The organism is Klebsiella sp. PL-2018, assembly GCF_019048985.1.
In the GTDB taxonomy this organism is placed as follows: domain Bacteria; phylum Pseudomonadota; class Gammaproteobacteria; order Enterobacterales; family Enterobacteriaceae; genus Klebsiella; species Klebsiella michiganensis.
This window is the reverse complement of record NZ_CP077673.1, coordinates 1,877,909-1,904,498: the sequence shown is the minus strand read 5'-3', so window position 1 is coordinate 1,904,498 and position 26,590 is coordinate 1,877,909. Positions and strand designations below refer to the sequence as shown.

23 protein-coding genes and 2 pseudogenes are annotated in these 26,590 nt (G+C 55.3%); 13 read left to right on the top strand and 12 right to left on the bottom strand.

Annotation, left to right across the window (positions count from 1 at the left end; all coding sequences use genetic code 11):
* Nucleotides 1–119: 119 nt before the first annotated feature.
* Nucleotides 120–227, bottom strand: a pseudogene (locus MKleb_RS08825) (regulator); the annotation flags it as partial.
* Nucleotides 228–350: 123 nt separating this feature from the next.
* Between MKleb_RS08825 and MKleb_RS08820 the strand changes: the two are divergent.
* The 4 genes and pseudogenes from MKleb_RS08820 (at nt 351) to MKleb_RS08805 (ending at nt 4,466) form a co-directional block, all read left to right on the top strand.
* Complete coding sequence (locus MKleb_RS08820; protein WP_071889118.1) at nt 351–908, top strand: phage repressor protein CI; 558 nt, start codon at nt 351–353, stop codon at nt 906–908.
* Nucleotides 909–1,083: 175 nt separating this feature from the next.
* Entirely contained in the window at nt 1,084–2,697 is a 1,614-nt protein-coding gene (locus MKleb_RS08815; protein WP_217076574.1) for an ATP-dependent nuclease, read from the top strand.
* Nucleotides 2,698–2,770: 73 nt separating this feature from the next.
* A pseudogene (locus MKleb_RS30205) lies at nt 2,771–3,815 on the top strand (tyrosine-type recombinase/integrase).
* 69 nt (nt 3,816–3,884) lie between these two features.
* The gene (locus tag MKleb_RS08805; protein WP_025108030.1) at nt 3,885–4,466 is read left to right on the top strand and encodes a hypothetical protein; all 582 of its coding nucleotides are present in this window, start codon (nt 3,885–3,887) and stop codon (nt 4,464–4,466) included.
* Nucleotides 4,467–4,635: 169 nt separating this feature from the next.
* Here MKleb_RS08805 and MKleb_RS08800 read toward each other — a convergent pair whose 3' ends face one another.
* Entirely contained in the window at nt 4,636–5,178 is a 543-nt protein-coding gene (locus MKleb_RS08800; protein WP_025108031.1) for a TetR/AcrR family transcriptional regulator, read from the bottom strand.
* A gap of 182 nt (nt 5,179–5,360) precedes the next feature.
* Between MKleb_RS08800 and MKleb_RS08795 the strand changes: the two genes are divergently transcribed.
* A complete protein-coding gene (locus tag MKleb_RS08795; RefSeq protein ID WP_025108032.1) occupies nt 5,361–6,563 on the top strand; it encodes an MFS transporter in 1,203 nt (400 codons plus the stop codon).
* A complete protein-coding gene (locus MKleb_RS08790; protein WP_025108033.1) occupies nt 6,563–7,378 on the top strand; it encodes a Cof-type HAD-IIB family hydrolase in 816 nt (271 codons plus the stop codon). Before MKleb_RS08795 ends, MKleb_RS08790 begins: the two co-directional genes overlap by 1 nt.
* 47 nt (nt 7,379–7,425) lie before the next feature.
* Here the strand turns inward: MKleb_RS08790 and MKleb_RS08785 are convergent, their stop codons facing one another.
* The gene (locus MKleb_RS08785) at nt 7,426–8,661 is read right to left on the bottom strand and encodes an MFS transporter (protein WP_025108034.1); all 1,236 of its coding nucleotides are present in this window, start codon (nt 8,659–8,661) and stop codon (nt 7,426–7,428) included.
* Between the two features lie 318 nt (nt 8,662–8,979).
* Here MKleb_RS08785 and ybjG point away from each other — a divergent pair, with 318 nt between their 5' ends.
* Nucleotides 8,980–9,573 carry an undecaprenyl-diphosphate phosphatase gene (ybjG, locus tag MKleb_RS08780; protein WP_025108035.1) on the top strand — a complete coding sequence of 198 codons (594 nt, stop codon included), beginning with the start codon at nt 8,980–8,982 and terminating at the stop codon, nt 9,571–9,573.
* A 125-nt stretch (nt 9,574–9,698) separates the two neighbouring features.
* Complete coding sequence (deoR, locus tag MKleb_RS08775) at nt 9,699–10,457, top strand: DNA-binding transcriptional repressor DeoR (protein ID WP_004849345.1); 759 nt, start codon at nt 9,699–9,701, stop codon at nt 10,455–10,457.
* A 28-nt stretch (nt 10,458–10,485) separates the two neighbouring features.
* On the opposite strand, the gene dacC is transcribed toward deoR, so the two are convergent.
* On the bottom strand, nt 10,486–11,688 hold the full coding sequence (dacC, locus tag MKleb_RS08770; protein WP_029946969.1) for a serine-type D-Ala-D-Ala carboxypeptidase: 1,203 nt from the start codon (nt 11,686–11,688) through the stop codon (nt 10,486–10,488).
* Between the two features lie 257 nt (nt 11,689–11,945).
* Here dacC and MKleb_RS08765 point away from each other — a divergent pair, with 257 nt between their 5' ends.
* Nucleotides 11,946–12,572 carry a glutathione S-transferase family protein gene (locus MKleb_RS08765; RefSeq protein WP_025108075.1) on the top strand — a complete coding sequence of 209 codons (627 nt, stop codon included), beginning with the start codon at nt 11,946–11,948 and terminating at the stop codon, nt 12,570–12,572.
* Between the two features lie 2 nt (nt 12,573–12,574).
* Here MKleb_RS08765 and MKleb_RS08760 read toward each other — a convergent pair whose 3' ends face one another.
* A complete protein-coding gene (locus tag MKleb_RS08760; protein WP_025108076.1) occupies nt 12,575–13,690 on the bottom strand; it encodes a PQQ-dependent sugar dehydrogenase in 1,116 nt (371 codons plus the stop codon).
* Nucleotides 13,691–13,793: 103 nt separating this feature from the next.
* Complete coding sequence (bssR, locus tag MKleb_RS08755; RefSeq protein ID WP_004849210.1) at nt 13,794–14,177, bottom strand: biofilm formation regulator BssR; 384 nt, start codon at nt 14,175–14,177, stop codon at nt 13,794–13,796.
* A 379-nt stretch (nt 14,178–14,556) separates the two neighbouring features.
* On the opposite strand from bssR, the gene MKleb_RS08750 reads away from it, so the two are divergent.
* Nucleotides 14,557–15,798, top strand: coding sequence for an oligosaccharide MFS transporter (locus tag MKleb_RS08750; RefSeq protein ID WP_025108077.1), 1,242 nt, complete (start codon nt 14,557–14,559; stop codon nt 15,796–15,798).
* A gap of 33 nt (nt 15,799–15,831) precedes the next feature.
* Here the strand turns inward: MKleb_RS08750 and MKleb_RS08745 are convergent, their stop codons facing one another.
* Nucleotides 15,832–16,311 (bottom strand): hypothetical protein, encoded by a 480-nt coding sequence (locus tag MKleb_RS08745; RefSeq protein ID WP_161506334.1) that lies wholly within the window; start codon nt 16,309–16,311, stop codon nt 15,832–15,834.
* A 296-nt stretch (nt 16,312–16,607) separates the two neighbouring features.
* Between MKleb_RS08745 and rimO the strand changes: the two genes are divergently transcribed.
* On the top strand, nt 16,608–17,933 hold the full coding sequence (rimO, locus tag MKleb_RS08740; RefSeq protein ID WP_025108078.1) for a 30S ribosomal protein S12 methylthiotransferase RimO: 1,326 nt from the start codon (nt 16,608–16,610) through the stop codon (nt 17,931–17,933).
* Between the two features lie 125 nt (nt 17,934–18,058).
* Here the strand turns inward: rimO and gsiD are convergent, their stop codons facing one another.
* Genes gsiD through iaaA form a run of 5 tightly spaced genes read right to left on the bottom strand, consistent with a single transcriptional unit; the run spans nt 18,059 to nt 24,328 of the window.
* Nucleotides 18,059–18,970: a glutathione ABC transporter permease GsiD gene (gene gsiD, locus MKleb_RS08735; protein WP_217076573.1), complete on the bottom strand. Its 912-nt coding sequence runs from the start codon at nt 18,968–18,970 to the stop codon at nt 18,059–18,061.
* A gap of 1 nt (nt 18,971) precedes the next feature.
* A complete protein-coding gene (gene gsiC, locus MKleb_RS08730; protein WP_009653824.1) occupies nt 18,972–19,892 on the bottom strand; it encodes a glutathione ABC transporter permease GsiC in 921 nt (306 codons plus the stop codon).
* Between the two features lie 52 nt (nt 19,893–19,944).
* On the bottom strand, nt 19,945–21,483 hold the full coding sequence (gene gsiB, locus MKleb_RS08725) for a glutathione ABC transporter substrate-binding protein GsiB (RefSeq protein ID WP_025108079.1): 1,539 nt from the start codon (nt 21,481–21,483) through the stop codon (nt 19,945–19,947).
* 37 nt (nt 21,484–21,520) lie between these two features.
* Complete coding sequence (gsiA, locus tag MKleb_RS08720) at nt 21,521–23,374, bottom strand: glutathione ABC transporter ATP-binding protein GsiA (protein ID WP_025108080.1); 1,854 nt, start codon at nt 23,372–23,374, stop codon at nt 21,521–21,523.
* Between the two features lie 12 nt (nt 23,375–23,386).
* A complete protein-coding gene (iaaA, locus tag MKleb_RS08715; RefSeq protein WP_025108081.1) occupies nt 23,387–24,328 on the bottom strand; it encodes a beta-aspartyl-peptidase in 942 nt (313 codons plus the stop codon).
* A gap of 177 nt (nt 24,329–24,505) precedes the next feature.
* Here iaaA and moeA point away from each other — a divergent pair, with 177 nt between their 5' ends.
* Both moeA and moeB read left to right on the top strand, forming a co-directional pair.
* Nucleotides 24,506–25,741, top strand: a complete 1,236-nt coding sequence (moeA, locus tag MKleb_RS08710) for a molybdopterin molybdotransferase MoeA (protein WP_025108082.1) — start codon at nt 24,506–24,508, stop codon at nt 25,739–25,741.
* Nucleotides 25,741–26,496 carry a molybdopterin-synthase adenylyltransferase MoeB gene (gene moeB, locus MKleb_RS08705; RefSeq protein ID WP_025108083.1) on the top strand — a complete coding sequence of 252 codons (756 nt, stop codon included), beginning with the start codon at nt 25,741–25,743 and terminating at the stop codon, nt 26,494–26,496. The genes moeA and moeB overlap by 1 nt, the downstream gene beginning before the upstream one ends.
* Nucleotides 26,497–26,590: the final 94 nt, after the last annotated feature.

Below are 26,590 nucleotides of genomic sequence, written 5' to 3'. Positions count from 1 at the left end.
GAATCCATGCACCATTGACATGCACTGCGTTCTCAAACCGCAGGATGCCATATGGGAGGGAGTTTCCCATGGTGCGGAATCACTAATGCGTACTCTCATCCTGCCTTACCCCATATTCAGTCAGCCTGGTAACCAGAACGCTTGTCAATAGATAACCCTGTGAGTTCACTATATCTTTCTATAGTGACGTGGGGTGTGATGAGAGTGATTGAAATGTTAGGTCTCATGATGCAACATTCCTCGTTTAGCAATGATTAATCAGGATGAATACTGATCGTTTGTATTTTGTGAACACCATAAACATGCGATCGCATCATGAAATCGCCAAAAAAAGTTCACTTGGAGTGACCATGAATTTGGAAAAAGGCGGTCGTGGGGCTATAGAGCGCATGGTTGAAGCCTATGGTTTCAAGACAAGACAGGCTTTATGTGATCATTTAGGTATATCAAAAAGTACTTTAGCAACTAGATACATGCGTGACTCTTTTCCTGCAGAGTGGGTAATACAATGTGCATTAGAAACTGAATCTGACTTAGCGTGGCTTGTTACTGGAACTGGTAGGCCGACAAGTTCACAAAAAGAGAACACCACTATTCTACCTAGATTTGACCTAGTTGAGGGAGTGCTATCTGAAAACGGTGCTGTAACATTCGATAACTCTCTTTTGCCTACAAAAGTTAGTCGGTTGTTTTATGTTCGTCACGGGCATGATAATTACGTTTGCAGTAAGGATTTTACTAACGTTCGTGATGGTATATGGCTAGTTAACATTGACAATGAAGTCTCCATTCGAGAAATAACACGCCTGCCTAAAAATAAAATTCTCGTTTCTGGGGGCAGCAAAGAATTTGACTGTATGCTGGACGATATAGAAGTAACGGCAAGTGTTGTTTTGAAAATAAAATGATTACTTATAAGGGACATAATAATGAGCCATAGACTTTCAAATATATCAATTAAAAACTTTAGATCTTGTAAAGAAAAACTTAAATTTTTCCTTGTTCACACCTTTAATTGGATACAATAATGCGGGGAAATCCACTATTCTGAACGCTATTGAGTGGTTATTTAAGAAAAAGGTATTGTCACCAAGCGATTACTTTAATAATGATAACGAGATAGAAGTTGAGGGTAAAGTTGAAGGTATTACCGACGAGATACTGTCAGCTTTAACAGAAGAAAACAGAAATCGTATTAATCCATTTATTACAGCAGGCACATTAACATTCAAACGCACCCAGTCTGTTGGTGCATTAGCAGCAAAAGATGTGAAGCTACTAATAAAGAATCCAGATAATGGCCTATTCCGACCATCACCATCAGGGATCGATAATGCGATAAAGGCCTTATTTCCAGATCCTATACGCATCGGAGCGATGGAAAACGCAGCAGAGGATTCGTCTAAATCAAAAGCAGGAACAACAATAGGTAAATTATTATCAGAGTTGAGCGCTAAAATTCAGGAGCAACACTCAAATAGAATATTGAAGCACATAGAAGCAGTAAACAGGAGAATGACGGCCTCAGGAAATAAAAGACTATCAGACCTTGTTGATATCGATAACTCAATTAGTGATAAAGTTGCAGATTTTTTCCCTGGCATCAATCTTAAACTACATTTTGAACTTCCGAATTTTGAAGATATTTTTAAAGCTGGAACAGTAAAAGTTTACGAAGACTCTCTGCCAGATATAGCAAGAGACTGCTCATGTTACGGTCATGGAACTCAGCGCTCTATCCAGATGGCGCTTATTCGCCATTTAGCTGACATTACTACAAATGAGAACATCGGAACAACAACCTTACTATTAATTGATGAGCCAGAATTATATCTCCATCCTTTTGCAATAGAACAAATAAGAGAATCATTAAATACCTTATCCCAACATGGCTATCAAATCATTTTTTCAACTCACTCCTCACAAATGATTACTTCTGATTTGGCTAAGGATACTATTTTAATACGAAAAAACAACCAACAAGGAACACATTGTAGGTTGACAATATCTGAAGCAGTAAATCAAGTAATAGTACAACGTCCTGCGCAAGCTACACATTTATTTTCACTAACACAATCTTCAAAAATATTATTTGCTAATAACGTTGTTCTAACAGAAGGAAAAACTGAAACAACCCTATTGCCATTTATATTCAAAAAAATAAATAATAAAACAACAGGTCAAATGCAAGTGGCCCTAATAGAAACTGGTTCAGTTGATAGCATTTCGAAAACCATGCAAATACTTGCCAGTATGGACATACCGACAAAGGCAATCGTTGATCTTGATTTTGCACTCAGGGGTGCAATAAGAAATAATTTCCTACAAGGTAACGACCCCGATATTATCGGGCTTAAGGCTATTTTAGTTGATATGCAGAATGATGGGCAATGTGCATTAGATGCTTCTGGATTACCAACAAAGAATGGTGTAGTTACTGCAGCGCAAGCCTATGAACTTATGTCACAAAAAGCTAATGCGGCACCACTAATATTATCTTTGGCTAATAAATTACTAGAATCAAATATATGGATTTGGCAAAAAGGAGCAATTGAAAATCATCTGGGCCTGACAGAAAAAAGTGAATCGGCTTGGGCCGAATTCAAATCTAACGCTGAGGCACAACCTCTGTCAGACATCTGCACTGATTATGATAGTGTTGAGGACTTGGTGGCGTGGATAACACCAGTTGTTTGATTCATACTGAGAAAACATTGATTACTGTTCAAATACACAGTTAAATTAAGCCCTCAGACATGAGGGCTTTTTTATGGCAGTACGAAAACTCGACTCCGGAAAATGGATTTGCTAATGCTACCCCGCCGGACGCAGTGGGCGTCGTGTGCGTAAGCAGTTTGCCACCAAAGGAGAGGCACTGGCTTTTGAACGCCATACTATGGACGAGGCAGAGGCTAACTAAGCCCTGGCTGGGTGAATCGGTAGACCGTCGAACTCTGAAAGACGTAATTGAACTCTGGTTCAAACTGCATAGCAAATCCCTGACCGCTGGCGAGCATGTTTACGATAAGCTGGTCCTGATGGTCAATGCACTCGGAAACCCAATTGCTACTGATCTCAGCTCGAAATTGTTCGCGCATTACCGGGACAAACGCCTTACGGGTGAAATCTATTTCAGTGAGAAGTGGAGGAAAGGTGCCAGCCCGGTAACAATCAACCTCGAACAAAGCTATCTGAGTGGCGTTTTTAGCGAGCTGGCACGACTCGGAGAATGGGCGGCACCGAACCCGCTGGAGAACATGCGTAAGTTCACGATTGCCGAAAAAGAAATGGCCTAGCTAACGCATGAGCAGATCGCTGAGTTGCTTTACGACTGCCAACGCCAAAGCACCCTGCTCGCTTTAGTCGTCAAGATCTGTTTGAGTACCGGAGCACGCTGGCGCGAAGCGGTGAACCTCACTCGCTCCCAGGTCACAAAGTACCGAATCACGTTCGTCAGGACCAAAGGCAAAAAGAACCGAAGCATTCCGATTAGCAAAGAGCTTTACGAGGAAATCATTGCCCTAGACGGCTTCAAGTTCTTTACGGATTGCTACTTCCAGTTCTTGTCCGTGATGGAAAAAACCTCCATCGTGCTTCCGCGCGGCCAGCTTACCCACGTTCTGCGCCACACGTTTGCAGAGCACTTTATGATGCCGGGAGGAAACATACTTGCCCTACAAAAGATCCTCGGTCACCACGACATAAAAATGACCATGCGTTACGCCCACCTGGCCCCTGATCATATTGAAACAGCGCTTCGCTTTAATCCTTTAGCTACATTACCGGACAACATTCCATCGATGATTTGCCAATGACAATCTAATGCGCGCATGTATAATTCAGCCTAATCACCCTTTAAATACCTCATTTAGGCAAGAATTCTGATGTCTCAGATCGTTCTTTTTCTACTCGCTATTGTGTTAATTATTGTTATTTGGCGTCTTATCGGACAACACAAGAAAACCTTGTTTCGTATTTCCTTAATTTTACTTTCTGTAGCTGTTCTGCTCATAGGCTCAGTTGCGGGCTGGCTCCAATACAGTGCATGGAAAGATAACCAGCAGTATCAGAAAGATGTCGTGAGCTATTTTACTTCTTATGACAAATGGGCCGAAGAATCCAGAAAGGAGCATGACAACAACTATTACACGATGGATGTAATGGAAAGATATGCTGAAGACCTAGCGAATGCTCGCGGGCACTCATACTGGTATTCACAAAGGCCACTTACTTTAGGTACTGATGGCTTTCCTGTGTTTGACGATACACTGACAATGACCTTAGCTGAACCTCTGGATGGCATAACTGAAATCAAGGTCAGCTATAATCGTGGCTTGAGCGGTGGTGTCGTTAGAGACTCAATAGAGGGAGGTTATCGCGGAGGTTTTCTGGTAACCCTACTCACTTTGGATATGACCAAGCGATGGAACCCTAATAAAAGTGCTTGGATACCAACCAAAGGCTAAAGGGAATTCGTAAAGTTACAACAAACAGTGGCGACAAAATGGCGGCAGCGGTTGGCATTGCCCCGTAATCTCCACTCCTTACCACCAACCTAACTCGGTGATAATATTGCAAGTCGCTGTTTTCACTAACCCGTTTACATAAATGGTTTTTTTGTTTTCTGCGCCCCGCTCACGCTCCCGCCAGCCGGTCTACCATCAGTCGAATCGCTTCTCTCGATAGCGGCGCTCTGTCGGTCACGAAGTGCAGCGTCATGCCCTCGATAAAGGCGTCAAGCCCGCGGGCCGTTGCCGGTTCAAACCACTGCTCAAGAGTCTGCTGGCTGCGCAGCATCCAGTTCTGCATGACCGCTTTTAAATTCGGCTGGCTGCTGCAAAAAGCATACAGCTGATACATCAGCTCCATATTGCGCGCGGTTGTCACCTGGGCGCTAAAAATCAGCTCCGCAATGGCGTCACAGGCCTCTTCGCGGCTATGCACATCGGCAAAAAACTCCTGATACTGCGCCGACATTTGGCCGGTAAACAGGCTGAACGCCTCTTCGACCAGCGCCTCAATGCCGCTGAAATAGTAGGTCAGCGAGCCCAGCGGCACGCCCGCGCAGGTGGCGATTTTCCGGTGCGTGACCGCGTGGATACCGTGTATCGCGATCGTGTCCAGAGTCGCCTGCAAAATCCGCTCCCGCCGCTGCGGGTCGTTTGGTCGACGGGCCATCCCCTTTTCCTCTTTCATTTAAACAGATGCTGAATCCCACGGCGTACGCGTCAAATATGCCTCAGGCTGAATCGAATCATAGAGGTCAATAAAAAAGCATTCCGCGGCAGCCTGCCTGGATGTACAAATGTACACAACCTTGCTACTGTTGTCTGCATCTCTTCACTCTCGGGCATTTACGGATGACAGCGCAAACCTCCCGCAGAGCCCTCCAGCTAAGGCTGTGGGCGCTCTTCATGTTCTTTTTTATCCCCGGATTACTCATGGCCTCATGGGCGACCCGCACGCCGGCGATTCGCGATCTGCTCGCGCTATCGACGGCGGAAATGGGGATTGTATTATTTGGACTATCAATAGGTTCGATGAGCGGCATCCTCTGCTCAGCGTGGCTGGTCAATCGATTCGGCACCCGTAAAGTGATTCGCGCCACCATGTCCTGCGCGGTGGTCGGCATGCTGGTGCTCAGCGCCGCGCTATGGTTTACCTCGGCGGTGCTGTTTGCTATCGGCTTAGCCATCTTCGGCGCCAGCTTTGGCTCCGCGGAAGTGGCCATTAACGTCGAAGGCGCCGCCGTTGAACGTGAGATGAATAAAACCGTCCTGCCGATGATGCATGGTTTCTACAGCTTCGGTACGCTCATCGGCGCCGGGATTGGTATGGCGGTAACCGGCTTCGGCCTGCCCGCCGCGCCGCACATCCTGTTGGCGGCGCTGGTGGCCGTCGCCCCCATTGCTATCGCCATCCGCGCGATCCCTGAAGGTACCGGCAAAAATGCGGCGGAAGCGGCGCGCCATGAAGGCAAAGGCCTGCCGATATGGCGCGATGCCCAACTGCTGCTGATTGGCGTGATCGTCCTGGCCATGGCCTTTGCTGAAGGCTCCGCCAACGACTGGCTGCCGCTGCTGATGGTTGACGGCCACGGCTTCAGCCCAACCTCCGGCTCGCTGATTTACGCAGGCTTCACCCTCGGCATGACCCTTGGCCGCTTCACCGGCGGCTGGTTTATTGACCGCTACAGCCGGGTGACGGTGGTTCGCGCCAGCGCGGTAATGGGCGCCCTGGGCATTGGCCTGATTATTTTCGTCGATAACCCGTGGGTCGCCGGACTCTCCGTACTATTATGGGGCCTCGGCGCGTCGCTGGGCTTCCCGCTGACCATTTCTGCCGCCAGCGACACCGGCCCCGATGCGCCGAAGCGCGTCAGCGTGGTGGCGATTACCGGCTACCTCGCCTTCCTCGTCGGGCCGCCGCTGCTGGGCTTTCTCGGCGAACACTTCGGCCTGCGCAGCGCCATGATGGTGGTGCTGGCACTCGTGCTGGTCGCGGCCATCGTCGCCCGCGCGGTAGCGAAGCCACAATCTGAACCCGTGATGGAGAACAGTTAATGAGCATCAAAATGATTGCGGTAGACATGGACGGCACCTTTCTGAGCGATGCCAAAACCTATAACCGTCAGCGCTTCCTCGCCCAGTATCAACGGATGCGCGAGCAGGGCATCCGCTTCGTCGTTGCCAGCGGCAACCAGTATTACCAGCTTATCTCCTTCTTCCCGGAGGTAGCGCACGAGATCGCCTTTGTCGCCGAAAACGGCGGCTGGGTGGTCAGCGCCGGAGAAGATGTATTTAACTGCCGAATGCCGCAGGAACATTTCAATACTGTTATCGACCATCTCCAGACGCTGACCAACATTGAAATCATCGCCTGCGGTAAGCGCAGCGCTTATACCCTCAACCAGTATAATGATGAGCTGAAAGCGGTCGCGGCGAAGTACTATCATCGCCTCGAACTGGTCGACGACTTTAATCATATTGCTGATGATGAAATTCTGAAGTTCGGTCTCAACGTCCCGGACCAGCTGATCCCGCAGATACAGCCGAAGCTGCACGCTGCGCTTGGCGATATGGTGACCGCGGTCGCTACCGGCTACGGCAGCATTGACCTGATTATTCCCGGCGTGCACAAAGCCAACGGACTGCGCATCCTGCAGGAACGCTGGGGCATCGAGAACCATGAAGTGGTGGCGTTTGGCGATAGCGGCAACGATATCGAAATGCTGCAGCATGCCGGCTTCGGTTTCGCCATGGCCAACGCCGCCGCGCCGGTGAAGGCCGTCGCCGGCTACCGCGCGCCGCACAATAACGAAGAAGGCGTGCTGCATATTATTGATAAAGTGCTTAATCGCGAAGCGCCGTTCGCCTGAGGCCGCGCCTGCTGCGGCGCGTAACGTCGCAGCAGGGCATCTGAAGATTACTGCGGTTCGAGGGAGCTGCCTACGCGTTTATCCTTGAGGAAGTAGACCGTCATCGCCAGCCAGAGCACCCCGCTCAGCAGGTTGAGCAAGCTGAAGAGTCCGCTGCCGCCAGCCTCATAGGCGTGCTTGCTCACTTCGATACCCACGGTAAAGATCAGCATTTGCAGCATCCCCATCGCCGCCGACACCGTTCCTTTGCTCATCTCGCTGGCAAACAGCGTCAGGCGTACCAGCCCGGCGTTAGCGAGCCCAATCCCGAAGGCGTAAACGCTCAGCCCGGCGGTCATCCACAGATACGCGTGGGTTGACGCCACCGTCGCGACGGCGGAGATCAGCAGGCCGATCATAATTGGCCAGCCGCCGAGAATAATCAGCGAACGCACCGTCTTGCGGGAAGTCTGGCGCGCCAGCACCAGGTTACCGGCAATCAGCGCGCCAAATATCGGCACCTGCAGCAGACCATACTCGTAGCTGGTCGCCTGCTCGCCGCTGATGATGATCACCGGCGATTGGGCAATCCACGCCAGCAGCGGCAGGCTGACAAAGCCGGTGGCCAGCGCGCCGGCGACAAAGCGCAGGTTTTTCAGCACCTCACGATAATCACGCCCCAGCTCTTTAACCGATAGCCTCTCGCCCATGCGGGTGGCGGTTTCCGGCATCGCCTTCTGTAGCCCAAAAAAGGCGATAGCGGCTAGCACGGCAAACAGGACAAACATCATCTCCCACGGCAGGAGATGAACCCAGGCCGCGCCCACCAGCGGCCCAAGCAGCGGCGCAATCAGCGCGACGTTGGCCATCAGCGCCGTGATCTTGATGCACACCGCCTCTTCAAAAGACTCCTGTATCGCCGCATAGCCAACCGCGCCGATAAAGCACAGGCTGATGCCCTGCAAAAAGCGCAGCAGCGTGAACTGCTCAATCGTCTGCGCCAGCAGCGTCGCCAGGCAGGTCACGATAAACCACACCACCCCGGTCAGCATGACCGGACGGCGGCCGATGCGATCCGAAAGCGGCCCCAGCAGCCACTGCAAAAACATACCGCCGGCCAGATAGGCGGTCATTGAGGTCGGAACCCACTCATTGCCCACGCCAAACTCTTCCACCACCGAGAGCATTCCCGGCTGGATCATGTCATTGCCGATATAGGTGGCGAATTCGTATAACACCAGGCACAGCGGAAAGAGCAGCGCCTGACGTCCGAGGCGTTTGCCTGAAAGCGAAGAATTGTGCATGAAATCTCTTATTTAAATAAAACCGCGCAAAGTTTAATGAAAGTCGTGCCGGGGAGATAGTGAATTGTGAGCGATGAAGAGAAATATCGCCACGCAGAGACCGCGTCGCCATCACCGAATGAAAATCCCACTGTATATATTTCGTTTATGTTTCAATTAGATTACAGGCTATATACTCCTTTACTCAGTCTGTTAACGAAGCCACATGTGCACTTTCATTCATAACAAACTGATAATTAAGACAATACTGCTTTACCTTATCGCCACCGTTTTTTAAGGTGGGCGGCTTGTTGCTAACGGACCCAAGAGCCTGGATGTATGCTGGAAAATATTAACTACTCGCTGTTTGCATTCCTCAATGCCACCCCCGCGTCGCCGTGGTGGGCAATTGAAATCGCGACGTTTATCGCCAAAGACCTGATTATTATTGTGCCATTATTGGTATTCGCCTTATGGCTTTGGGGGCCAAACCAGCGTCAGCTAGTATTTAAGGTGATGATGGCGCTCGCGATTAGCCTCACGCTTTCATGGATATTCGGCGTGTTTTTTCCGCATGAACGTCCGTTTGCCGCCGGTGTGGGCTATAACTTCCTGCATCATTCACCCAATAACTCCTTCCCAAGCAATCACGGTACTATCTGCTTTACCTTTGCGCTGGCCTTTATGTTCTGGCACCGCCTGTGGTCGGGCGCGCTGCTTATCGCCGTTGCCTGCGCGATTGCCTGGGCCCGGGTCTATCTCGGCGTTCACTGGCCGATGGACATGCTGGGCGGGCTTCTCACCGCGATGATCGCCTGCCTTAGCGCCCAACTGCTGTGGCAAAGCGGCGGAAAAACCCTCTATCAGCATCTGCAGCGGCTGTACCGCCTGTTCTTTTCGCTGCCGATTCGCAAAGGCTGGGTGCGCGAATAGACGTTCCTGACCAGCCGGTAAAGTTGCGGCAGCGCCCGATTCCTGCACGTGACTAAGCCTCTTCCGGCAGGTAAAATCGCCGCTGACGCCCTGTCAATGCAGGGCGCTTTCAGCTTAGAGGGAATATGGAAACTCGTCGTGACGAACGCATCAGCCAGCTTATTCAGGCACTCAAGCGCAGTGATAAACTCCATCTAAAAGAAGCGGCCACCCTGCTTGGCGTGTCAGAGATGACCATTCGTCGCGACCTCAACGGCCACAGCGGCCCGGTCGTGTTACTGGGCGGCTATATCGTTCTGGAGCCGCGCAGCGCAACGCACTATCTGCTGAGCGATCAGAAAACGCGCCTTGTGGATGAAAAACGCCGCGCAGCCCGCCATGCGGCAAAGCTGCTTGAGCCCCACCAGATGGCCTTTTTTGACTGCGGGACCACCACGCCGTGGATCATCGACGCCATCGATAGCGCCCTGCCCTTTACCGGCGTCTGCTATTCGCTCAATACCTTTCTTTCCTTACAGGAAAAGCCCCAGTGCCGCGCAATTTTGTGCGGCGGCGAGTTCCACGCCAGCAACGCCATTTTTAAACCGCTAAGCCTGCAGGATACGCTGAGCCATCTGTGCCCGGACATCGCGTTTTATTCCGCCGCGGGCGTCGATTGCGAGCAGGGCGCGACCTGTTTTAACCTGGAAGAGCTGCCGGTCAAACACTGGGCGATGAAAAGCGCTCGCTACCACGTGCTGGTTGTCGATCACAGTAAATTCGGCAAAGTCCGGCCGGCGCGGATGGGGGATTTATCGCAGTTTGACGTAATAGCCAGCGACGTGTGTCCGGATGACGATCTGCTCGCGCTGGCGAAGGAAAAACAAATTTCACTGCTTTACTAACCGCGCCCCGCAGGGCGCGGCCTGCATTTTAAGAGAACCAACCGCCGAACCAGCCGTGCAGTTTCATCAGCACGAAATCGATCATCCGGCTAAAGAAACCGCCTTCGTTTACCGCTTCCATCACAATCAGCGGCCGCTGCTCAATGGTTTTATCATTCAGTTTAAAGTCGATGGTGCCGACAACCTGCCCTTTGGTCAGCGGCGCGGTCAGCTGCGTCTCGTTCAGGGTGTAGCTGGCCTTGAGGTTTTTCAGCTGGCCTTTCGGCAGCGTGATGGAACCCGCCTCGCCCGCCCCCAGCTTCGCTTCACTGCTATCGCCAAACCAGACGCGCTGGGTAATGAAGGTGGCATCGGGTTTAATCGGCGTCACGGTTTCATAGAAGCGGAATCCCCAGGTCAGCAGTTTTTCTGATTCGTTAAAACGGATACGGTCAGTTTTGGTGCCGAGCACGACGGCAATCAGGCGCATATCGTTTTGCGTCGCGGAAGAAACCAGATTGTAGCCCGCCCCGGCGGTGGTCCCGGTTTTCACCCCGTCAGCGTTGAGGTTCGTGCTCCACAGCAGGCGGTTGCGGTTCGGCTGGCGGATTTTGTTGAAGGTGAACTCTTTTTCTTTATGGATCGCATACTCTTCCGGCACGTCATGGATCATCGCTTTGGTGAGCAGCGCCATATCGCGGGCGGTACTGAACTGACCCGGCGCGTCCAGACCGTGCACGGTCATAAAGGTGGTATTGGTCAGGCCCATTTTCTGCGCATAGCCGTTCATCAGGCTGACAAACGCGTCCTGGCTGCCCGCCACGTAGTCGGCTATCGCGATGCTGGCGTCGTTGCCGGACTGAATGATGACGCCCTTGTTAAGATCTTCTACCGACACCTGCATCCCCGGCTTGAGGAACATCACCGAAGAGCCGCGCAGCGCCGGGTTACCGGTGGCCCACGCATCGCGTCCGATGGTCACCATATCTGTAGACTTAATCTTACCCGCCTTTAACGCCTGGCCGACAACGTAGCTGGTCATGATTTTGGTCAGGCTCGCCGGGTCGAGTTTTTCGTCGGCATTGCCTTCGCTGAGCACTTTGCCGCTGGCATAGTCCATCAGGATCCAGGCTCGCGCGTCAATGGATGGCGCATCGGGGAGTTGTTCCGCAGCCTGCACCGCAGGCGCAACGAGAAGTAAAAGTGCGCAGCCTGCCGCGAGGCCGCGAAGGGAAAAAGCATCATGCGTCATAAGAGCCACCCAAGTATCCTTTCCAAACAAAAATATGCCGCCACACTCGTTCCGCGCCGCAGCAGCCGGTGAGTAAAGCGTACAAATGACCTTAAAGAAACAGCGAGTTGGTAAAGTTTTTAAAGTTTACGCAATAACCTCGCCCGGTGCTGCAAACAGCGCAATTTTTTTGATCGCGGTTGCCTAAATATTAACTTTATTCCAACATGAATGCTCACTACGCCGCAACGGCGGCGAAATAAAAAGCAGGAGCGGATATGATTACGCTGTGGGGCAGAAATAACTCGACCAATGTGAAGAAAGTGCGCTGGGTGCTGGAAGAACTCGACCTCCCGTATCAGCAAATTCTGGCAGGCCTGGAGTTCGGTCTGAATCACGATCCGGCCTATCTGGTCATGAATCCCAATGGGCTGGTACCGCTATTGAAAGATGAGACGACCGATATCGTGCTCTGGGAATCAAACACCATTATCCGCTATCTGGCCGCGCAGTATGGTCAGGATCGCCTGTGGGTGGAGTCGCCCGCCGAACGCGCTCAGGGAGAGAAATGGATGGACTGGGCCAACGGTTCGCTCTCGCCGGCCCATCGGCCGATTTTAATGGGGCTGGTGAGAACCCCGCCGGAAAAACGCGACCCCGCCGCGATTGAAGCCGGTATTGCCACCTGCGAGACCCTGTTCGCCATTCTCGATGACGAACTGTCGCGCCGTCAGTGGCTATCAGGCGACGCCTTCGGCCTCGGCGACATCGCCGTCGCGCCGTTCATTTATAACCTGCTGGAGACCGTGAAAACCTGGCAACCGCGCCCGCACCTGCAGCGCTGGTATCAGCAGATTAACCAGCGCCAGGTCTGGCGCAACGTGGTGATGATCCCGGTCACCTGATATTAGCCCGCCGGGCTCACCCTCAGCAGCTCGCCGTTGGATTCGTCGGTTAAGACATACAGATAGCCATCGGGTCCAACGCGCACATCGCGGATACGTTTACCGCGATCGCCCAGAATCCGCTCCTGTTCCGTCACCTTATTGCCGTCAACCTTGAGGACAATCAGCGACGTATCCTTCAGCGCGCCGATAAAGAGCCTGTGCTGCCACTGCGGGAAGGTCGGGGCGTTGTAAAACGCCATACCGCTCACCGCTGGCGACTTCGCCCAGACAAACAGCGGCGCTTCGGTTCCCTCCAGCGTTTTGCCTTTGGCCTCCGGGATCGGCAGGCCGCTATAGTTAATGCCGTGCGTCGCCAGCGGCCAGCCGTAGTTTTTCCCTTTTTGCACCAGGTTGATCTCATCCCCGCCGCGCGGGCCGTGTTCATTTAACCATAGCGTATCGCTCCACGGGTTCATCGCCATCCCCTGGGGGTTGCGAATACCGTAAGACCAGATTTCCGGCCTGACGCCAGCCTGGCCGACAAAAGGATTATCGTCCGGGACCTTGCCATCAGCCGTTAGCCGCACCACTTTTCCCTGCAGCTTATCGAGATCCTGAGCGGTCGAACGCTGGTTATTCTCCCCGAGACCGATAAACAAATAACCGCGGCCGTCGAACACCAGCCGCCCGCCAAAATGGTTGCCGGTTGAGAGCTTCGGCTGCTGGCGGAAAACCACCTGGAAGTTTTCCAGGCGCTGGAGATCCTCGCTCAGTCGGCCGTAGCCTACGGCGGTCCCGGCCTTGTCGTCACTCCCGCCTTCGGCGTAGCTTAGCCAGACCCGGCGCGACTGGGCGAAATCCGGGGCCAGCGCCACGTCAAGCAGCCCCCCCTGCCCGTTGGCCCAGACCTGCGGTACGCCCGAAATCGCAGGCGCGAGGCCTTTTTCCCGCTGCCACAGCCGGAGCTCACCGCCGCGCAGGGTCATCAGAATGCCCCGATCGTCCGGAAGAAAGGCCAGCGCCCACGGGTGTTCAAGCTGGTTCTGCAGCACCTCTACGCGCTCCCGGGCGGCAAGGGCAGCCGCAGGCAGCAACAGTGCGGTAAGGGCTATCATCAGGGTAATGGTCTGGCGCATGGCATACTCCTTTTGTCAGCAATGCGATAAGGGTAGCCAGCGTGGGAAAACGGGAAGGGATTTTTACATAACATTAATCGGGGGGAGCAGGCTCCCCCCGATCTCAGGCATGAGTAATGGGCTTGGAATCATTCAATTTATGAATATTTAGCCGCAATACCGCCAGGCAGCTTTCCAGCTTATCTACGTCGACAGCGATGTAGGACGGGCAGTCATGATGTCCGCTCAGCAGGCACACCGCCGCGGAAGCGACGGCTTCGCCCGCCAGCCGCAGGGCATCCTTTTCCTCCGGCGCAACGACGTGCTGCAGGCGCGGCGCGTGTTGACGCATTTCATGGCACAGTTCAAACAAGTTATCACGTAGATGGTCGTTTTCGCTGACTGACATATAGCCTTTTGCTTTACGCAGCTGTAAATAAGCATCGAGATCAATGTTGGCATTAATCAGCTTATTCATCAGGTTACGATATAGTCTGTCAACGCTCATCGCGGTTCCTCCTCTGTCGTCCTTTACCACAATCATAATATGGTCATTTTTTGTACAAAACGATGAGGCAGATCAATAATTCTCAGGTCATTAACATCCTTTACAATGTTACAACGAAGCTTAAAATCCCCACCTGCGACATCATCTCCTGAAAGCCAAAAATGTTATACGTTCTCATAAAAGTAAAAATTCCAACACTGGGATATAAAATCATTTATTGCAGTAATGATCACAAATTAGCGCAATTCACGTTGCCAGAAAATGCCGCCGGGTGTCATATCATCAAATAAAATGTATTACGTATAACATTCAATAAGAACGGCAGGCATATCGATCCTGTTTGTAACCTTTATCTCTATCGCTTGAAGGAACTGAAATGATGACGCCCGGCAAAAGAAACTATATCTTGTTGAGTCTTTTCGATTTCCTCTATCTCTTCGCCTGGTCCTCGACCATGGCGTTCTTTGTGATCTGGACGACTCAGCACCTCGGGATTAGCGCAACGAAAACCGGCCTGCTCTACTCGGTCAACGCCTTTATTGCCCTGCTGATGCAGCCCTTCTTCGGCTTTATTTCCGATAAGTTCGGCCTGAAAAAGCGGCTGATCTGGATCCTGGTCGCCATGCTGCTACCGGTAGGCCCGTTCTTTATTTATTTGTACGCGCCGCTGCTGGTGCACAGCTTCTGGCTGGGTGCGCTGCTTGGCGGAGTATACCTGGGAATAATTTTTAACTCCGGCTGCGGGGTGATTGATTCGTATATTGATAAAATTTCGCGGCGCTACCAGTTCGAATATGGCCGGGTAAGAATGTGGGGATCGTTAGGCTGGGCCGCCGCCGCGTGGATCGTCGGCAAGTATATCGACAGCAATCCGAACCTCGCCTTCTGGCTGGCGAGTATCGCCATTGTGATTGCCGCGCTCTGTTTTATGCTGACCAAAATCGAGCTGACCGAAGCGGAAATGCAGAAAACCAGCGCGCTGAAAGTTTCGCATGCCCTGGAGCTGGCGAAGAACGGCCAGTTCTGGATGCTGCTGGTCTTTACCCTGTTCGTCACGCAAATCTACGACACCTACGATCAGCAGTTTGCCCAGTACTTTTCTCTGCAGTTCCCGACGCCGGAAGAAGGCAATCGCTGGTACGGCATTTTGGCCTCCATTCAGGTATGCGGCGAGACGCTGTTTTTATGCCTGATGCCGTGGTTCGTAAACCGCACCGGCGCGAAATGGGCGCTGATCATCGCCGGACTGATCATGTCGGTGCGTATCGTCGGCTCCGCGATTCCGCTGGGCCCGGTGTGGATCGGCGCGGTCAAAATGATGCATGCGCTGGAAAAACCGCTGATTCTGGTGTCGGTGTTTAAATTTATCGCCGCCAACTTCGACAACAAGCTCTCCTCGACGGTCTACCTGCTGGTGCTGTTCGTCGCCTCCATCGCCACCGCGATTTACTCGCCGCTGGCCGGGTATTTGTACGACACCATCGGCTTCGCGCATACCTATTATATTCTGGGCGGCATTGCCGGGCTGTTTACGCTGATCTCGGTATTTACGCTGCGCGACAATAGAGAACCGACCGCGCCGGGGGCTGCGCCAGGCGCTGGCGTTGCGCAAAGCCATTAATCAAAATTCGCCCGGAAGCCTCTTTCGGGCAAATTAGCGGAAGCTCCACTGCACGCTCATCACAAATATGGCCGGGACGATAATGCCCGTTTCCACGCCGAAATAATCGGTAAAATTGTACTGCAGGCCATGATAAATATAGGGAGAGAAACCGACGCCGGTGATTTTCTTCGCCGTTCGATAGGTGCCTGAATCCCCGCAATCGCGAAAGGCTTTAAAGAAAAACTCGCCGGTATAGGCATAGACGCCCTTGAACGTCCAGCCGCTTGCCCCCGCGTACCAGTCTCTCCTCGCCCCTAAAGAGAGGCAGCGGTCGGCAAAGCTATTCTTCATGGTGCCGGCCAACAGGCTGTACTTTGAATCCGCTGACAGCTTGCGCTCAACGGAAAAAAATTGGTTATTGAATTTTTCGTTATATTGACCGTGATTGCCGGTCATGTGGTAAACAAAGGAACCGGTATTGACCGAATATAACGCCATCTCGTTGGCATAAACGGGCGTCGCGCCAATCATGGCCAGCGCGCAGACGAAACCACCCAACTTTTTAAACATGGGAAACCTGATAAAAATAAAGACTGAAAGCAGCGGCTATTTTACCGCTTCAGGTTAAACCAGATCTAAACCGACTTCCCCGGGTTGCAAGATAAAAGGTGAATAACTCCCTTATTTTGATTAACAATCTGGATAATCATCCCGATAAAAAGAAACACGGACATCGCCAGGCTAACAAGAAAAGGAGTATAAACTTTCCGCCGATCTCTGTAGAATCCCTGCCCTGACCATCCCAATAATTGAACACTTTTTAAGCTATGAGCAATGTCACCCCTCAGCCGAAGATCGGCTTTGTCTCTCTGGGCTGCCCGAAAAACCTCGTGGACTCAGAACGTATCCTGACTGAACTGCGTACCGAAGGATATGACGTGGTTCCCTCCTACGATAACGCTGATATGGTTATCGTTAACACCTGCGGCTTTATCGATAGCGCCGTGCAGGAGTCGCTGGAAGCGATTGGCGAAGCGTTGAAAGAAAACGGCAAAGTGATCGTCACCGGCTGCCTGGGCGCAAAAGAAGATCAGATCCGCGAAGTGCATCCGAAGGTGCTGGAAATTACCGGCCCGCACAGCTATGAACAGGTGCTGGAACACGTCCACCACTACGCGCCGAAGCCTAAACACAACCCGTTCCTCAGCCTGGTGCCGGAACAGGGCGTGAAGCTGACGCCGCGTCATTACGCTTACTTAAAAATTTCCGAAGGCTGCAACCATCGCTGCACCTTCTGCATCATCCCGTCAATGCGCGGCGATCTGGTCAGCCGTCCGATTGGCGAAGTGCTGGCGGAAGCCAAACGCCTGGCCGACGCCGGCGTCAAAGAGCTGCTGGTGATCTCTCAGGACACCTCCGCCTACGGCGTTGATGTCAAACATCGCAGCGGTTTCCACAACGGTATGCCGGTCAAAACCAGTATGGTTAGCCTGTGCGAAGAGCTGGCGAAGCTCGGTATCTGGGTGCGCCTGCACTACGTCTATCCGTACCCGCACGTCGATGATGTGATCCCGCTGATGGCGGAAGGCAAAATTCTGCCCTACCTCGATATTCCGCTGCAGCACGCCAGCCCGCGTATTCTCAAGATGATGAAGCGTCCGGGCTCCGCCGACCGCCAGCTGGCGCGCATCAAGCAGTGGCGCGAAGTCTGCCCGGATCTCACCCTGCGCTCGACCTTTATCGTCGGCTTCCCGGGTGAAACGGAAGACGATTTCCAGATGCTGCTCGACTTCCTGAAAGAAGCCCGCCTCGACCGCGTCGGCTGCTTCAAATACAGCCCGGTTGAAGGCGCGACCGCCAACGAACTGGCGGATCAGGTGCCGGAAGAGGTGAAAGAAGAGCGCTGGAACCGCTTTATGCAGCTGCAGCAGCAGATCTCCGCCGAGCGCCTGCAGGAGAAAGTCGGTCGTGAAATTATGGTGCTGATCGACGAAGTGGATGAAGAAGGGGCAATTGGCCGCAGCATGGCCGATGCGCCGGAAATCGACGGCGCGGTTTACCTGAACGGTGAGAGTAAAGTCAAACCGGGCGACGTTGTGCGGGTGAAAGTCGAACACGCCGACGAATACGATCTGTGGGGCAGCCGGGTTTAATTCCGCCCGCTTAACCTATCCCGGATGACGGCGCTCGCGCGCCTTATCCGGGCGACAAAACCGCACAGGATTAACGTGCGGTGTGCTTTCCCGGACACCTGTCCGGGCTGCGCAATCCTCGAACGCTACCCTTTTATCCTCGGATCCAGCGCATCGCGCAGGCCGTCACCCAGCAGGTTAAACGCCAGCACCGTCAGAAAAATCGCGATTGCCGGGAACAGCGCCACGTGCGGCGCCATCACCATATCCGCCCGCGCCTCGTTCAGCATCGCCCCCCACTCCGGCGTCGGCGGCTGCGCGCCAAGCCCCAGAAATGACAGGCTGGCAGCGGAGATAATCGACACCCCGATACGCATCGTAAAGTAGACCACAATCGATGATACCGTTCCGGGCAATATATGATTAAACAGGATGGTAGCATCGCTGGCGCCGATGCTGCGCGCCGACTCAATAAAGGTCTGCTGCTTAAGCACCAGGGTATTGCCGCGCACCAGACGCGCAAAGGCCGGGATCGAAAAGATCGCCACCGCGATGATGACGTTCGACATCCCGCTCCCCATTACCGCCACGACCGCAATTGCCAGCAAAATCCCCGGGAAAGCGAACAGCACGTCGCAGATACGCATAATGATGCGATCCCACCAGCCTTCGTAATACCCGGCCAGTAGCCCAAGTACGGTGCCGATGGCCGCGCCGATGAATACCGCCAGTACCCCGGCGGCCAGCGAGATCTGCGCGCCGACCAGCACCCGACTAAAGATATCCCGCCCCAGCGAATCAACGCCGAACCAGTGCATCATTGACGGGCCGTCGTTGAGCCGGTCGTAATCAAAATAGTTTTCCGCGTTGAACGGCGCAATCCACGGCGCCACGATCGCCACCGCAATCAGCAGCAGAACAAATACCCCCGCTCCCATCGCCACCGGCTGACCGCGAAACCGCCGCCAGAACTCGTGCCACGGGGTACGTATCTGCCCGGGTTTAATCCCCGGCATCGCGTTGATAGCCGCTTGTCTTCTCCAGTTGAGCAATCGCACCTTACTTGTACCTGATAGCCGGATTAATGGCGGCATACAGCACGTCCACCACTAAATTAATAAGAATAAACTCCAGCGAAAACAGGAGAACTTCCGCCTGAATCACCGGATAGTCGCGCATCTCCACCGAGTCTACCAGCAGACGCCCGAGGCCTGGCCAGTTAAAGACCTTCTCCACCACAATTGAACCGCCGAGCAAAAAGCCGAACTGCAGCCCCATCATGGTCACCACCGGGATCATCGCGTTGCGCAGGCCGTGCTTGAGCACCACCAGCGTTTCGCTGACGCCTTTTGCCCGCGCGGTACGCATGTAATCTTCATGCAGGACATCGACGAACGAGGCGCGGGTAAAGCGCGCCATCACCGCCGCCACCGCCGCGCCCAGGGTCAGCGAAGGCAGAATATAGTGGCGCCAGCTGTCGGCACCCACCGTCGGCAGCCAGCCCAGCTCAACGGAAAAGACCTGCATCAGCAGCATGCCGAGCGCGAACGCCGGGAACGAGATGCCGGTTACCGCCAGCGCCATTCCCAGGCGATCCGGCCAGCGGTTGCGCCAGACTGCCGCCACGATCCCCGCCGCCATACCGAAGATCACCGCCCAGCTCATGCTGGCGAGCGTTAACCAGAACGTGGGCATGAAACGGCTGGCGATTTCGCTGCTTACCGGGCGACGCGAGGCCATCGAGGTACCGAAATCCCCCTGCACAATATTGCTGATATAGTGCCAGAACTGCACGTGCAGCGGCCGATCGAGCCCCAGCTGCTGGCGCACCATTCCCACCACCTGAGCATCGGCTTCCGGTCCGGCAATCAGCCGCGCCGGGTCCCCGGGCAGCATATGCACGAACAGAAACACCAGCACCGCCACAATCAGCAGCGTGGGGATCAGCCCCAGCAGGCGTTTAATCACATAATTGAGCATGCTTCTCCTTGCGCGAAGTCCCCGCAGCCTGCGCCCGGGGACCCGCAGCTATCTACTTAAGATCCGCCTGTTCAAAGCTAAATCCGGTATCCGGCTGGATATAGAATCCGGTCAGATTTTTACTGTGCGCCGAGACCAGTTTCTCTACCACCAGCGGCACCCACGGCGACTCTTTCCAGATAGTATCCTGCGCGTCTTTATACAGCCGCGTTTTTTCCTGCGCATCGGTGGTTTTCAGCGCGTCGTTGAGGTCTTTATCCACCTGGGGATTGCTATAGAAAGCCGTATTGAACAAGGTCGGCGGCCAGTTCTGCGACGCGAACAGCGGCGACAGCGCCCAGTCCGCTTCTCCGGTCGACGCCGACCAGCCGGTATAGAACATGCGTACGCCGCTCTCTTTCTGCCCCTTACCTTCCACTTCCGCCGCGCGCTGGCCCGCATCCATCGCCGTCAGCTGCGCCTTAATGCCCACCTGCGCCAGCTGCTGCTGGGTAAATTGCAGCACTTTCTGCGCCGTACTGTGGTTGTGCGACGACCACAGCGTGGTGCTAAATCCATTCGGATAGCCCGCCTCTTTCAGCAGCTCGCGGGCCTTCGCCGGATCGTACGGCCAGGCGCTGTAGCTTTCAGCGTAGGCAATTGACGGCGGCACCACGCCGGTCGCCGGGGTGGCATAGCCCGCAAAGGCGACTTTTACCAACGCCTGACGGTTAATGGCGTAGTTAATCGCCTCGCGCACTTTCGGGTTATCAAACGGCTTCTGCGTCACGTTCATGCTGATATAGCGCTGCATGATCGACGGGCTGGCCACCAGCTCCAGCTTGCTGTTTTTCGCCAGCAGCGGCGCCTGCTCGTAAGGGATCGGGAACGCAAACTGCGCTTCGCCGGTCTGCAGCATCGCCGCGCGGGTATTGTTATCCACGACCGGGCGCCAGGTGATGGAGTCCAGCTTCGGCAGCCCCGGCTGCCAGTAACCGGCGAACTTCTTCACTTTAACGAAGTCGGTCTGATTCCAGGTGTCGAGCTGGTACGGGCCGGTGCCAACCGGATGGAAACCAATCTCTTTACCATATTTCTTCAGCGCCGCCGGAGAAATCATCGCCGTCGCCGGGTGGGCCAGGATATTGATAAACGCCGAGAAAGGTTGTTTGAGGGTGATTTTCACCGTTGTCGGGTCAACCGCCTCGGTGCTGGCGATATTTTTATACAGGTTATAGCGCTTGAGATGATTTTCCGGATTGCTGGCGCGATCGAGGTTGGCCTTAACCGCTTCGGCATTAAACTCGGTTCCGTCCTGGAACTTCACCCCCGAATGCAGCTTAATGGTATACACCAGGCCGTCCGGGGAAACGGTATAGCTTTCCGCCAGCACGTTTTGCAATTTCATCTCTTTATCAAGGCCGAACAGCCCCTGATAGAAGGACTTCGCGACGGCCTGCGACAGCGTGTCGTTAGCATCATACGGGTCGAGGGTCGTAAAGTTAGAGCCGACCGCCACCACCACATCTTTTGCGGCAAAGGCCGGAGCCGCTGTCAGCGCCGAAGCGACGCCCAGCGCCAACAGCCATTTGCCTGAAACGCGTTGAGTCATGTTGTTCTCCTGAAATGCTGCATTATTGGTGTCGTTGTTAGCGCGCCAGCACGTCGGCGGCGGGCTCTCTGGCGACAAAGTGCCCCGGTCCCACCTGCTGTAACGGCGTACTGATCCCCTCTTCGCCCCGCTTGAAGATGTTGCCCGGCAGCTCGTCTGAGAGCAGCACGCGCTGCGGACGACGATGCGCAGGATCGGCCACCGGAACGGCGGCCATCAGTTTACGGGTATAGGGGTGCTGCGGGTTTTCAAACACGGCGCGGCGCGGGCCGATCTCGACAATACGCCCGCGATACATCACCGCCACGCGGTGGCTGATGCGCTCAACCACCGCCATGTCATGGGAGATAAACAGAAATGCGATACCCATCTCACGCTGTAGATCGAGCATCAGATTGATAATTTGCGCGCGAATCGACACATCAAGCGCCGATACCGACTCATCGGCAATCACCACTTTCGGATTGAGCGCCAGCGCGCGGGCAATACAGATGCGCTGCCGCTGGCCGCCGGAAAACTCGTGCGGATAGCGCCACGCATGCTCCGGCTCCAGCCCGACGCGTTCCAGCAGCCAGCTGACCCGCTCACGAGCGGCATCGCCCTCCAGCAGCCGATGCACGCGCAGCGGTTCCATAATCGAATAGCCCACCGTTTGCCGTGGGTCGAGGGAGGCGTAGGGGTCCTGAAAGATAAACTGGATATCGCGGCGCAGCGCCTGAAGCTTACTGCCCGTCAGCGTATCAATCCGCTGGCCGTTGAAGGTGATGCTGCCGCCCTGAGTTTCCACCAGCCGCAGCAGCGCCCGGCCGGTCGTTGATTTACCGCAGCCGGACTCCCCCACCAGGCTCAGGGTTTCGCCGGGCCATAAATCAAAGCTGACCTTTTCGACCGCATGCACCTCGCGGGTAATGCGGTTGAGAATGCCGCTACGCAGCGGGAAGCGCGCCACCAGATCGCGAACTTTCAGGATCGGTTCCCCGGGCACAACGGTGTTCTGCACCTCCGGCGACGGGCTCTGGTTTAACAGCGGGAAGCGGCGCGGCAGCGAAGTGCCGCGCATTGCCCCCAGCCGCGGCACCGCGGCCAGCAGCGCCTGAGTATACGGGTGCTTCGGCGCGCGGAAAATTTCCTCCACGCTGCCGGTTTCCACCGCTTCGCCGCGATACATGACCAGCACGCGGTCGGCGATATCGGCAACCACCCCCATATCGTGGGTAATAAAGATAACGCCCATCGCCATCTCTTTTTGCAGGACGGCGATCAGCTGTAAAATCTGCGCCTGGATAGTCACGTCCAGCGCGGTGGTCGGTTCATCGGCAATCAGCACAGCCGGTCGGCAGGAGAGCGCCATGGCGATCATCACCCGCTGACGCATCCCGCCGGAAAGCTGATGCGGATAGCGCGAGAGCATGGCTTCCGCTTCCGGAATGCGCACCTGATCGAGCATTTTCTTCGCTTCGCGCAGGGCCTCATCATGCTTCAGCCCTTGGTGTAAGCGGATAGATTCGGCAATCTGTTCACCGATGGTGAAGACCGGATTCAGCGACGTCATCGGCTCCTGGAAGATCATCGCCATATCCGCGCCGCGCACGCCGCGCATCTCGGTTTCAGACTGTTCGCTCAGCTCAATCACCTGTCGGCTGCGACGACGCAGCAGCAGCGCATCGCTGCGCACTTCGCTGACCGCCTGGTCGAGCAGGCGCATCAGCGCCAGGGACGTCACCGACTTCCCGGAGCCGGACTCGCCGACAATCGCCAGCGTCTCGCCGCGCCGCAGGGTAAACGACAGGTCGCGGACGGCGGAAAAAGCCTGCTGCTGCTGATTGAACACGACGTTCAGGCCGCGCACCTGCAGAACATCATCGGCATCGATTTCTTGACTATGCGGCAACGCCCTTTCCTCTTATTCGCGATAAATACCAATCGTGGGCGTATCGCCCGCATAACACCAGGCCCGGTACATGCCTTCGCTATTAAACGGCAGCGCCACGTTGCCTTCTCTGTCGATGGCGATCAGGCCGCCGCTGCCGCCCAGCGCCGGAAGTTTCTCCATCACCACCCTTTCACAGGCCTCCTGCAGGCTGAGCTGGCTATACTCCATCAGCGCCGAAATATCGTAGGCCGCGAGCGTACGTATAAACACTTCGCCGGTACCGGTACAGGAAACGGCGACGCTGGCGTTATTGGCATAGCAGCCCGCACCCGGCAGCGGGCTGTCGCCGACGCGTCCCGGTAGCTTATTGGACATGCCGCCGGTGGAGGTCGCCGCCGCGAGGTTGCCCGCCAGATCCATCGCGACCGCACCGACGGTGCCCATTTTGTGCCGTTCATCCAGCGGCGCGGCGTGGTGATCGAGCACGATATCGTCCCCCTCCTGCGCCTGACGCAGCTGCAGCAAACGCTCGGGAGTCGAAAACAGGCTGTTATCGACCCGCGCCATACCGCGGGAAGCGGCAAACGCTTCCGCCCCCTCGCCAATCAACAGCACGTGCGGGCTTTGCTCCAGCACCAGACGCGCCGCCAGCACCGGATTGCGTAAATGCTGAACCCCGGCCACGGCCCCCGCCTGTAAGCTGTAACCATCCATCACGCAGGCATCGAGCTCATGGCGGGAATCGCGGGTAAATACCGAGCCAATACCGGCGTTAAATAACGGGCACTCCTCCAGCAGCCGGACCGCTTCGGTGACCGTATCCAGCGCGCTGGCCCCGGCAGCCAGCATTTTTTGTCCACTATCGACAATCGCCGACAGCGCCGCCACGTACTCCCGCTCGCGCGCCGGCGTCATCTGCGCGCGGCTAATCGCCCCGGCCCCGCCGTGAATTGCTATAACCGCCTTACCCATTGCGCCATTCCTTAACGATAAAGTGTATAAATATCATTATCGTGCTGACTGTCCTATACAATTTTTGAATATAGAAAGAGCGGACGGTGATGTAAAGCTTGTCGCCAGGTGGGATATAGCCCGCCTCTCTTTTCTGCCATAATAGGCGTTTTCGATGTTTGCCCGCAGGAGAAACCCATGGATTTTACCGCCGGACTGATGCCGCTCGACACAGCCCTGACCCAGATGCTCACTCGTATTACGCCGCTGAATGCGACGGATACCGTACCGCTGTTGCAGGCCTTTTCGCGCGTGACCGCCCATGATCTCGTTTCGCCGCTTAACGTTCCCGGTTTTGATAACTCGGCGATGGACGGCTACGCCGTGCGCCTGGCGGATCTCACCGCGGGCGCAGCGCTGCCGGTGGCCGGCAAGGCCTTCGCCGGTCAACCCTTTGACGGCGTCTGGCCCGCGGGCACCTGTATCCGCATTATGACCGGCGCGCCGGTGCCGGAAGGCTGCGACGCGGTGGTGATGCAGGAGCAGGCCGAACAAACCGATGAGGGTATCCGCTTCCTCGCCCCGGTGAAAAACGGGCAGAATATTCGTCGTCTTGGCGAAGACATCGCCCACGGCGCGGTCGTCTTCCCCGCAGGTACCCGCCTGACCGCCGCCGAGCTGCCGGTCATCGCCTCGCTGGGGATTGCCGAGGTTGAGGTGGTGCGTAAAGTGCGGGTGGCGGTCTTCTCCACCGGCGATGAACTCCAGCTGCCGGGCCAGCCGCTGGCCGACGGGCAAATTTACGATACCAACCGCCTGGCGGTGCACCTGATGCTGCAGGAGCTGGGCTGCGAGGTCATTAACCTCGGCATTATTCCCGACGACCCGGCTAAACTGCGCGAAGCCTTTATTCAGGCTGACCAGCAGGCCGACGTGGTGATTAGCTCCGGCGGCGTTTCCGTCGGCGAGGCGGACTACACCAAAGCGATCCTCGAAGAGCTGGGGGAAATCGGCTTCTGGAAGCTGGCGATTAAGCCGGGTAAACCTTTCGCTTTCGGCAAGCTCAACCACAGCTGGTTCTGCGGCCTGCCCGGCAACCCGGTTTCCGCAACGCTGACCTTCTACCAATTGGTTCAGCCGCTGCTGGCGAAGCTGTCCGGCAACGTCGGGCAAGCTCAGCCGATGCGCCTGCGCGTTCGCGCCGCCTCCGGCCTGAAGAAATCGCCGGGCCGCCTAGATTTTCAGCGCGGCGTGCTGCAGCGCGGTCCCGACGGCGAGCTGGTGGTTAGCAGCACCGGTCACCAGGGCTCGCATATCTTCAGTTCATTCAGCCTCGGCAACTGCTTTATCGTTCTCGAACGCGAGCGCGGCAACGTGGAAGCGGGCGAATGGGTGGAAGTCGAGCCGTTTAATCATCTGTTCGGAGGGCTGTAATGGGCATGGAGCTGAGCGATGAGGAGATGCTGCGCTATAACCGGCAAATTATTCTCCGCGATTTCGATTTTGACGGTCAGGAGCAGCTGAAAGCCTCCCGCGTGCTGGTCGTCGGCCTCGGCGGGCTGGGCTGCGCCGCCGCGCAGTATCTGGCGGCGGCAGGCGTCGGCCAGCTAACCCTGCTCGATTTCGACACCGTCTCGCTCTCCAACCTTCAGCGCCAGACGCTGCACAGCGACGACACCATCGGCCAGCCGAAGGTCGACTCCGCCCGCGCCGCGCTGGCGCGGATTAATCCCCACGTTCAGCTCACGGCGCTCAACGCGCGGTTGGAAGACGAGGCGCTGGCGGCGCAAATCGCCGCCCACGATCTGGTGCTCGACTGTACCGACAACGTCGCGATCCGTAACCAGCTCAACGCCGGATGTTTCCGCCATAAAACGCCGCTGGTCTCCGGCGCGGCGATTCGCATGGAGGGGCAAATCAGCGTCTTTACGTATCAGGAAGATGAACCCTGCTACCGCTGCCTGAGCCGCCTGTTTGGCGAAAACGCCCTCACCTGCGTCGAAGCCGGCGTCATGGCGCCGCTGGTCGGCATCATCGGTTCGCTGCAGGCGATGGAAGCGATTAAGCTGCTGGCCCGCTACGGCAGCCCGGCAACGGGAAAAATCGTCATGTACGACGCCATGCGCTGCCAGTTCCGCGAAATGAGGCTGCCGCGTAACCCTCACTGCGAGGTGTGCGGTACGCCCTGACCCTTTTCCGGCGGTGCTGTCGCCGGATGTTTTGTGACCCGCAGCGGCATTTTAACCTTCATTCTCCTTCCTCTTTCTGCTTGTTGATTTATAT